The sequence below is a fragment of the Streptomyces sp. YS-3 genome (assembly GCF_045257485.1).
Taxonomy (GTDB): domain Bacteria; phylum Actinomycetota; class Actinomycetes; order Streptomycetales; family Streptomycetaceae; genus Streptomyces.
In genome coordinates this window covers 1-7,237 of sequence record NZ_JBJHPC010000372.1, presented here as the reverse complement: position 1 = coordinate 7,237, position 7,237 = coordinate 1, and the positions used below count along the sequence as shown (strand labels likewise).

6 protein-coding genes are annotated in these 7,237 nt (G+C 72.6%); 2 read left to right on the top strand and 4 right to left on the bottom strand.

The annotated features are described in order from the left end of the window. The first annotated feature begins 297 nt into the window (after positions 1-297). Positions 298-1,827, top strand: coding sequence for a YfcC family protein (locus ACJA3G_RS25385; protein WP_406555363.1), 1,530 nt, complete (start codon positions 298-300; stop codon positions 1,825-1,827). Positions 1,828-1,841: 14 nt separating this feature from the next. Here ACJA3G_RS25385 and ACJA3G_RS25380 read toward each other — a convergent pair whose 3' ends face one another. Both ACJA3G_RS25380 and ACJA3G_RS25375 read right to left on the bottom strand, forming a co-directional pair. Next, complete coding sequence (locus ACJA3G_RS25380) at positions 1,842-2,231, bottom strand: hypothetical protein (RefSeq protein WP_406555362.1); 390 nt, start codon at positions 2,229-2,231, stop codon at positions 1,842-1,844. A 334-nt stretch (positions 2,232-2,565) separates the two neighbouring features. Next, the gene (locus ACJA3G_RS25375) at positions 2,566-3,483 is read right to left on the bottom strand and encodes a MurR/RpiR family transcriptional regulator (RefSeq protein WP_406555361.1); all 918 of its coding nucleotides are present in this window, start codon (positions 3,481-3,483) and stop codon (positions 2,566-2,568) included. Positions 3,484-3,924: 441 nt separating this feature from the next. On the opposite strand from ACJA3G_RS25375, the gene ACJA3G_RS25370 reads away from it, so the two are divergent. Then, positions 3,925-4,086 (top strand): hypothetical protein, encoded by a 162-nt coding sequence (locus ACJA3G_RS25370; protein ID WP_358835241.1) that lies wholly within the window; start codon positions 3,925-3,927, stop codon positions 4,084-4,086. A 31-nt stretch (positions 4,087-4,117) separates the two neighbouring features. Here ACJA3G_RS25370 and ACJA3G_RS25365 read toward each other — a convergent pair whose 3' ends face one another. Beyond that, complete coding sequence (locus tag ACJA3G_RS25365; protein ID WP_406555360.1) at positions 4,118-6,112, bottom strand: glycoside hydrolase; 1,995 nt, start codon at positions 6,110-6,112, stop codon at positions 4,118-4,120. A 169-nt stretch (positions 6,113-6,281) separates the two neighbouring features. Continuing rightward, on the bottom strand, positions 6,282-7,097 hold the full coding sequence (locus ACJA3G_RS25360) for an endonuclease/exonuclease/phosphatase family protein (protein WP_406555359.1): 816 nt from the start codon (positions 7,095-7,097) through the stop codon (positions 6,282-6,284). Positions 7,098-7,237: the final 140 nt, after the last annotated feature.

The following is a 7,237-nucleotide window of genomic DNA, read 5'->3' as shown; positions in this document are numbered from 1 at the left end:
GCTGGGCCCGGTGGGCCTGCAGGGCCCGGTGGGTCTGACCGGGCGGCCGAGCCGGACGGGACGGCCGGGCCCGGTGGGATGGCTGGGCCGGTCGGGTCTGCGGGGTCCGGCGGGTCTGACCGGGCAGCCGAGCCGGACGGGACGGCTGGGCCCAGTGGGGCGGCTGGGCCCGGTGGGTCTGCGGGGCCCAGTGGGTCTGCGGGGCCCAGTGGGTCTGACCGGGCGGCCGAGCCGGGCGGACCGGCCCGGTCCGGTGGCCCGCTGGAACCGGTCGGTCCCGGGGAACCGGGCGGACCCATGGGGCCCGGCGAGACCGCGTCGACGGAGCCGCCCGGGCCGCCACCGAAGCGGAGGCTCGCGTTTCCGAGTGCGCTCACCGTCCTCGCGATCGTCACCGTCGCCGTGTGGCTGCTCGCCTTCCTCATCCCCTCGGGCCGGTACGACCGCAACGGCAAGGGCGCGCCCGTCCAGGGCACCTACCACCGGGTCCCCTCCGGCCAGAGCTTCGTCGACCGCCTCAACGACCTCTTCCTGGCCCCGGTCAACGGTCTCTACGGCATCCGGGACACCACCTCGGGCGCGGTCGGGCCCGATCTGACCGGTGATCTGTACGGCAGCGCGGGGGTGTTCCTCTTCGTCCTGGCGATCGGCGCGTTCATCACCGTGGTCTTCGCCACCGGCGCCCTCGACCGGGGCATCGAGCGCCTCGCCCACCGGCTGCGCGAGCGCGGGGCCCTGCTGATCGCGGGGGTGATGCTGGTCTTCTCGGTGCTGGGCACGGTGGAGGGCTTCGCCGAGGAGACGCTCGGGTTCTACGGACTGCTCGTACCGATGATGCTCGCGCTCGGCTACGACCGGATGGTGGCGGTCGGGACGGCGATCCTGGGCGCCGGGGTGGGCGTGCTCTGCTCGACCGTCAACCCCTTCGCCACGGGTGTCGCCTCCTCCGCCGCCGACATCTCGCTGGGCGACGGCATCGTGCTGCGCTTCGTGATGTGGGTGGTGCTGACGGCGGTGACCATCGCGTACGTCGTGCGCTACGCCCGGCGCGTCCAGATGGTCCCCGGGCGTTCGCTGAGCGGCTTCCTGCCCGGCGACCGCGAGCGGACGGCGACGGAGGCGGGCGAGGCGCCCCGGCTCACCGGCACGCACCGGGCCGTGCTCGTGGTGCTCGGCCTCGTCTTCGCCTTCATGATCTTCTCGGTGGTGCCGTGGTCGAGCGCGCTGACGGGCAGGGCCGACGCCACGCCGTACTCGTTCGAACTGGGCTGGTCCTTCCCGCAGTTGGCGGCGCTGTTCCTGTGCGCGGCGGTGCTCGTCGGGCTGGTGGCGCGGCTCGGCGAGCAGAAGACCAGCTCGACGATCGTGCGGGGCGCGGGGGATTTCGTCTCCCCCGCGCTCGTCATCATGCTGGCCCGCGGGGTCACCGTGATCATGAACAACTCGCGGATCACGGACACGGTCCTGCACTCCATCGAGGGCGTGGTGAAGGGCACCTCGTCGGGCGTGTTCGCCGTCATCGCCTTCGTGGTGAACCTGCCGCTGGCCTTCCTGATCCCGTCCACGTCCGGCCACGCCACCCTCGCCATGCCGATCCTCGCCCCGCTGGCCGACTTCGCGGGCGTCTCGCGCGCGGTGGTCGTCACCGCCTGGCAGGCGGCGAGCGGGTGGATGAACCTGTGGGTGCCGACGACGGCGGTGACGATCGGCGGCGTCGCCCTGGCCAAGGTCGGCTATGACAGATACCTGCGCTTCGTATGGCCCCTGCTGGTCATTCTGGCCGTGCTGATCTGCGCTTTCGTGGCGCTGGGTGCGGCCGTGACTTGAGCGGGGGCCGGGGCCTACATCCTGCGGTGGGCCGGGTGGTCGCCCATCAGGGCGTCCGTCACCAGGCGCACCCCGCGCGCGAGCCGGCCCAGCTGGTCCAGCTCCGTCGCGTACATGCGGATGGTGTTCTCGATGACCGCCTCCGCCACGCCCAGGGTGGGCAGTTCGGCGCGGCTGGTCTGGAGCGCCACCCGGACCGCGCGCATCTCGTGCTGGAGCTGGAGCTGCGCGTGCCGGGCGAGGATGACGTGGTGGCGTGTCAGCGGCGAGTAGCCGGCGTAGCGGGCCGGCAGCAGGTCGCGCAGCCAGCGGGTCGCGGTGCGTTCCCAGTCGCGCGTGCCGGGTTCCTTGACCTGACAGGGCCAGTCCGGGCTGAGCGCGATGGTGGGGGCCGTGTGGGGCATTCTCGTCGCTTCCGAAGTTGTCGAACTCTGATCGAGAGGTGGGGAGGGGCGGCCCCGGCCTAGGGGTTGGCCGAGGCCGCCCGTGGGCGTCCGCCCGGATCCGAAAGCCTGGATCGGACCTCCGGCTGACGCGAGGAGGGGGGCGTCACGTCGGCTGTCCGCTCTGGGAGGGCGTGGGGAAGCGCCTTCCTTGGCATCTGGGGGATCGGGGGATCGCCTCCGCCTCAGTAAACATATATACCGTTGAGTAAACAAGGGTATGAAAAAATTCATGCGCCCGTAAGGTGTGAAGATCCCGAGGAGCCCGACGGGAGAATCGGGCGCCAATCGGGTCCTACAGGAAGAAACCGTGCTGGTCGGCGGCCTGCTCGTACTCTTCGAGCCGTGCCTGTGTCCGCTCCGGATCGGCGTCCGCCATCGCCTGGAGCAGAGCCGCGGCGAGCACGCCCGGCGCCGCGTACGAGTCGAACACCAGTCGCGAGCCGGTGCCCGCGGTGAAGGCCACGTCGGCCTCGTCGACCAGCGGGCCCAGGGTGGTGTCCGTGATCAGCGCGATGCGCAGCCCCGCGCTGCGGGCGGCCCGCAGCGCGGCCAGGGTCTCCTTGGCGTGCCGGGGCATGGCGAAGGCCAGCACCCAGGTGCCGCCCGCCGAGCGGGACTGCAGGAGCGCGTCGTAGGCAACGCTGCCCCCACGCGTCACCAGCCGCACATCGGGGTGGATGCGCCGGGCCGCGTACGCGAAGTACTCCGCGAGGGACACGGAGATCCGCAGCCCGAGGACGGTGAGCGGGACCGAACCGGCCAGCTCGCGGCCGATCTCCAGGACCTGGTTGGTGTTGGCCAGCAGTCTGCGGACGTTCTCCAGGTTCTCGATCTCGGCGTCCACCGCCGCCTGGAGCTCGTTGTGGCGAATCTCCTCGCGGGTCTCCGGCGACCCCGCGACGGCGCTCAGCGCGATCGGCTGGAGCACGTCCCGCAGCGCCGGATAGCCGCTGTAGCCGAGGGAGACGGCGAAGCGGGTCACGGACGGCTGGCTCACCCCGGCCCGCTCGGCGAGCTCGGTGATGGAGAGGAACACGGCCTCGGTGAGGTGGTCGATCAGGTACTGGGCGATGCGCCGCTGCCCCGGCGAGAGGCGGTGGCCGTCGAAGAGGGCCCGGACCCGGTCCGCCGCGGGGCGCTCGTGGTCCGACGACTGCCCGCTCGGCGTGATCGCAGCCGCCTGGGCGCGCGCCTTCTGCCCCGATGACACCGGCGGGCCTCCTTCTCGTGCCGTGTGTGCTCAAAACATAGCTCACCGCCGCGATGGGCAGGCGCCCGTTCCACCCGCTGGTCACCTGCGTATATGCGAGACACCGACCGGCCCGTCGCGGCAGCCGGGGCGGCGCGGGTCTCGTCGCCACCGGTGCGGCCACCGGACGGATCCTCAAGTGCCAGGCTGCCCCCGGCTCGTGGACCCCCGTCGGCCGTACACGCCTCACGCCCGCGCGCCCGCCCGCGACTCCGTCCGCCGCATCCGGGACGGGGGTGGCCATCTCCCGGTGCACGGACCCGGCTCCGGACGGGCCCCTCGGCCACCGCGGCGGGCGCGATACCGGCCAGGAACGGACCCGCCGTGCCCGACCGCCCTCGCGCACCGCCTAAAATCGTGCCGCCGGCGGGACGCGCCGGCGGCCAGGAGGGACAGCGCGCGGTGAACAGCGACAGTGACGTACCGATCTACGCCCAGCTCATACGGGAACGGGGTGACGTCCCTGGCGACGTGCGCCGGGAGGCCGAGCAGATCCAGCGGCACCTGGAGCAGGTGATCATGCCGTTCCGCCCGGGCCTGCCGACGCCGGGCTTCTTCCGCTGACCACCCGCCCCGCCGCGTCGGCACAAGGCGGTCAGGACCCCGCCTTCGGGCACAGCAGCCTCGGCCCGCGGTCGCCCTTCAGCTTCGCGCTGACGCATCCGGCGGGGACGCCGTGGGAGGCGGTGGCGCCGAAGTTGGCGGTCACCGTCAGCACACCGGCGCCGAAGACGGTGCGCTGCACGGCGCGGTCGGCGGTCAGCCAGCGGAAGGACGTCAGCCGCTCGGTGCCCGCCTTCTGGTGCAGCGGGGCGAAGTACCGTTGCAGCGCGGCCAGTTCGGGCCCTTCCTTCTTTAGGGCCGGCCCGTCGAGGACGTAGTTCAGCGGGATGTTGTAGAGCATCGCCAGCATCGCTCGGGCCGCCTTCTGGCGCGGCAGCTTCCCGTAGGAGAGCTCCCAGCGCTCGACGTTGACGAGCGAGCCGTGCAGGGCGGTCTCGTACAGCGGGACGCGGTACTTGGGGTCGTACATCTCCCGGGCGAGGTCGGCGGGCAGGTCGACCGGCTTGAAGAACGTCTTGGGCGCCTTCTCCGGCGCGTATCCGCCCCACACCTCCTTGTCGCGCTGGAGCGCCCACAGGCCGTCCCCGACGGGGGTGGCCGACCCGTGGTCGAAGGCGAGCACCTGGTTGGCCCATGCCCCGGCGGACTCGGAGCCGAGGACGAGCCCGCTGTCGGTGAGGCGTTTCATCCGGGCGAGTCGGTTGGCCCGGTCCCGCGCCTTGGTCATCGGGTGGCCGGGGCTGTGGTCCCGGAAGAGGTCCCCGGCCGCGTCGACGTCGAGGAAGTAGCTGTCGGCGCCGTTGGCCACCATGTGGCGGGTGCGGTCCGCGAGGAGGTGCCTGCCCGGCTCGGCCCGCTCGAACGCCTGCGAGCTCAGATAGCAGCCCCGGTTGCCGAACCCGGTCTCCGGCTTGCCCTTGGCGTCGGTCACGCAGTAGTCGGGGTAGACCCGGCCGGGCCACGCCGAGCTCGGGGAGTCGGCGGTGGCGGGGTCCTGCCCGTTGGCGAAGGAGTCGTACGGGCCGACGAGGTAGCCATTCTTTTGGGCGGTGCTCACGGCCCGGGCGCTCATCGGGTCGTTCCCGGCGTCGTAGCCCAGCCACATCCGGCTCACGCCCAGCTTGCGCAGCTCCTCGACGCCCTGCGGGGTGCGCGCGTCGCCCCACAGGTAGGCGTGGAAGGCGCCGAGCAGCCTGCCGTCGGCGGGGTTGGTCCTGATCTTGTCGCGGAGACTGCCGAGCCGGCCGTGCTCGGAGAGCCAGTCGCGGTAGTCGACGGCCGGGGCCACCGGGTTCCCGTCAGTGAGGGCGAAGGTGACGGTGTACGAGCGGGTGTCGTCGCCGCGGTCGAAGGTGTGGGTGGCCGTGCCGCGCAGCCGGCCCCGTTCGGAGGCGAACCGCAGCGAGGTGCCGATGTCGGTGGGGACCAGGTAGCTGGCGCCCAGCCCGCCATAGGTATAGCCCCACATCGGCATGGTGAGGGCGCCGGAGCCCAGGTCGATCGGCTCCCCGGTGAGCCCGCGCTCGGGGGCGCTCCAGAACGCGTCGCCCACCGGGATGTTCAGGCCCTCGCCGCGCGGCAGTTGGAGGTCGGAGGCGGACGCGTCGGTGCCGGTGACCGGCCAGCGCACCTCCCCGTCGCGCCCGGCGGCCAGGTCGACGCGCAGCCGCCCGCGCTCCGCGACGGCCGTGACCGTCAGGCCCTTCGCGGGGTACGTCCAGCGGGCTCCCCCACGGACCTGCGTGACCGGGCCGGGCCGGCCGAGGCCGGTCGCGGCCGGGCCGGACAGCTCCAGGTCTCCCCCGGCCGCCGGGTGCACCCGTACGGCCAGTGACGCGGTGTCGATGACGGCGGTGCCGCCCCGGACGGGGACGGTCACCTTACCGTCGGCGGTACCGGCGGCGGAGACCTCGGCGCCGTTCGCCGTGGTGCATCCGGCGAGCGCCGCGAGGACGAGGGTGTATGCGAGGCCGTGGGCTGCGGCACGGCGGGACGTGCGGCTGCGGGCCGGGAGGATTGATCTCATGGGTCGTGAATAGTCCTGCCCCATAAGAGGGTTCTAAGAAATCCGGCTGCCGCCCGGCGCGGGTCGAGTCGTACGAACCACCGGCCCGGTGCCCGCGGGGGCGATCCCGACAACGCGGCGAGCGCGCGTGCCGGGCGCCGCGGGGCAGGCGGGACTTTCGCAACACGCCCTAGGGCAGGGTGACTTCGGCGCGGAGCGGCAGGTGGTCGGAGGCCTGGCTGTCGAGGACCCGCGCCTGCCGGGCGGTGATGGTGGCGGAGGCCAGTACGTAGTCGATGCGCTTGCGCGGGTTGCGGACGTCGAAGGTGTACCCGGCGCCGTCCCCCGCCTTGGGCCACACATCGCCGAGGATCCTGGTCAGCGTACCGACCTCACCGGCCGCCGGAGGGGCGTTGAGGTCGCCCATCAGCACGGTGGGTCGGCTGGAGCCCTTGATGACGTTGCCGACGGCGTCGGCCTGGGCGAGCCGCTCGGTCTGCGAGGTGTGCTCCAGATGGGTGTTCAGGACGCGTACCGCCGTGCCGTTCACGTTGATGTCCGCCTCCAGCAGGCCGCGCTGCTCGCCCTGGCGCGGCCGGGGCAGCGGGGTGTTGTGCGACTCGACGACCGGGAACCGGGACAGGATCGCGGTCCCGTACTCCCGTCGCGGGGCCCCGGCCTGCGGCGGGTCGAGGCTGAGGTTGGCGCCGTAGACCACCTGCATCCCGAGGCGCTCCGCGAGCCAGCTCGCCTGGTCCACGAAGTCGCTGCGCGCGTCGTAGTGGCGGTCCACCTCCTGGAGGCCGACCACGTCGGCGCCGCTGTCCTTCACGGTGGCCGCGATCCGGTCGAGGTCGAGGGCGTCGTCGGAGTCCGCGCCGTGGTGGATGTTGTAGGTCAGCACGGTCAGGGTCTGAGGTGCCGCCGCCGCGGACGTCGGTGTGACGGCCAGCGGGATGAGCATCAGGACGAGAGCCAGCGCGGGCCTGGCGCACACACGGATCACGGAACACCTCTGTCTTCTTGAAAAACTCTGCGGAAAGCGCCGGACGGGCCGAGCACGACCCGGGGCATGCCGACACGCCCTGGCGGTGTGGGTGCTGCTTCGGACCGGCAGGGCGACAGGACCTGGGCGTCGATGGGGAC

Coding starts and splice junctions, on each gene's coding strand:
- ACJA3G_RS25365 (WP_406555360.1), bottom strand. CDS start 6,112: ATGAGATCAATCCTCCCGGCCCGCAGCCGCACGTCCCGCCGTGCCGCA.
- ACJA3G_RS25380 (WP_406555362.1), bottom strand. CDS start 2,231: ATGCCCCACACGGCCCCCACCATCGCGCTCAGCCCGGACTGGCCCTGT.
- ACJA3G_RS25385 (WP_406555363.1), top strand. CDS start 298: ATGGGGCCCGGCGAGACCGCGTCGACGGAGCCGCCCGGGCCGCCACCG.